This is a genomic window from Mesorhizobium sp. M7A.F.Ca.CA.004.06.1.1, assembly GCF_003999135.1.
In the GTDB taxonomy this organism is placed as follows: Bacteria; Pseudomonadota; Alphaproteobacteria; order Rhizobiales; family Rhizobiaceae; genus Mesorhizobium.
This window is the reverse complement of the sequence record NZ_RZPQ01001093.1, coordinates 1-1,397: the sequence shown is the minus strand read 5'-3', so window position 1 is coordinate 1,397 and position 1,397 is coordinate 1. Positions and strand designations below refer to the sequence as shown.

2 protein-coding genes are annotated in these 1,397 nt (G+C 61.9%); one reads left to right on the top strand and one right to left on the bottom strand.

Annotated elements, in window-relative coordinates:
* Window positions 1–463 (bottom strand): ATP-binding cassette domain-containing protein (locus tag EN906_RS34135; protein ID WP_164777607.1); only part of this gene is annotated, 463 nt, incomplete at its 3' end.
* A 220-nt stretch (window positions 464–683) separates the two neighbouring features.
* Here EN906_RS34135 and EN906_RS34130 point away from each other — a divergent pair.
* Window positions 684–1,397 (top strand): LacI family DNA-binding transcriptional regulator (locus EN906_RS34130; protein ID WP_164777606.1); only part of this gene is annotated, 714 nt, incomplete at its 3' end.

Genomic DNA, 1,397 nt, shown 5'->3' with positions numbered 1-1,397 from the left:
CGCGGGCTTGCGGCTCGAGTTCGATGCCGCGCCGCTGCAACAACGCCCCTGCCGCGCGGCTGCTCGCCTTGCGGTCGACGATCAGCCCGGCGATCAGCTTCTCGCGGCCGAGGAAGATGTTGTCGGCGACGCTGAGCTCGGGCACCAGGTTGAGCTCCTGATGAATGATGGCGATGCCGGCATCCTCGGCGTCGCGCACGCCGGCGAAGCTGGTGGGGCGGCCATCGACGCTCACCGTGCCGTCATAACCGGTATAGACGCCGGAGAGGATTTTCATCAGCGTCGACTTGCCGGCGCCGTTCTCGCCCATCAAGGCATGAACCTCGCCGCGACGCAGCTCAAAGCCGACATCGACAAGCGCGGCGATGCCGCCGAAGCTCTTGGAAATGCGCTCGGCACTCAGAACGATGTGCGACCGATCGGCCGCACCGTGCTCCGGGGACAGGCAATTGCTCTCTTGCATGACAATGGCGGCCTCCCTTCCGTCGTCGTCAACTTCCCGCAAACGCTAATCTAAACGTTTCGATCATGTCAAGCCGATATAAGGTGCCGGACGTTTGGTGCAATTCGATTCTTGCTAAAAAGGACAGGATTCCGTACGTATTGGCCAGCAAGAGTGGCGAAACGTTTCGAAAATGACAGCGTCAGGGCAAAAAAGACACCGCAAATCCACCGCGCCCACCATGCTTCATGTGGCTGAAGCGGCGCGTGTTTCTGTCGCCACCGTTTCGGCGCTGATCAATGGCACGGCGACGGTCAGCCCGGAGCTTAGCCAGCGCATCGAGCAGGCAATCCGCGATATCGGCTACAAGCGCAACGCGATCGCCCGCAGCCTGAAGATGGGCACGACCCGCACCATCGGACTGACCGTGCCGCACATCACCAACCCGTTCTTCACCGATGTCGTCTCGGTCATCCAGCAGGCCTTCGACCGGGCCGGCTATGCCGTCATGCTGTGCTGCACGGACGAGGATTTGAACACCCAGGACGACCAGATCAGGTTGCTGCTCGACCGCATGGTCGACGGGCTGATCGTGGCGCGCGTCGGCGACGGCGCGATCCTCAAGCGGATCGTCGACGACGCCAACGTGCCGGTCGTGCTGCTCGATCGTATCTGCAAAGGCATCGACACCGATGCCGTGGTGCTGGACAACCAGCGCGCGGTGTTCGACGCCATCACCTATCTGATCAATCTCGGCCACCGGCGCATCGGTTACATCACCGGCACCTCGGACATCTCGCCGATGCATGACCGCATGGCGGGATATCGCGAGGCGCTTCACGCCGCCGGCCTGCCGATCGCCGAGGAGTTGATCCGCTTCGGCAATTTCCACGAGATCGACGGCTATAACGAAACCATGCAGATGCTTTCCTCGCATGATCGGCCAAGAGCGATC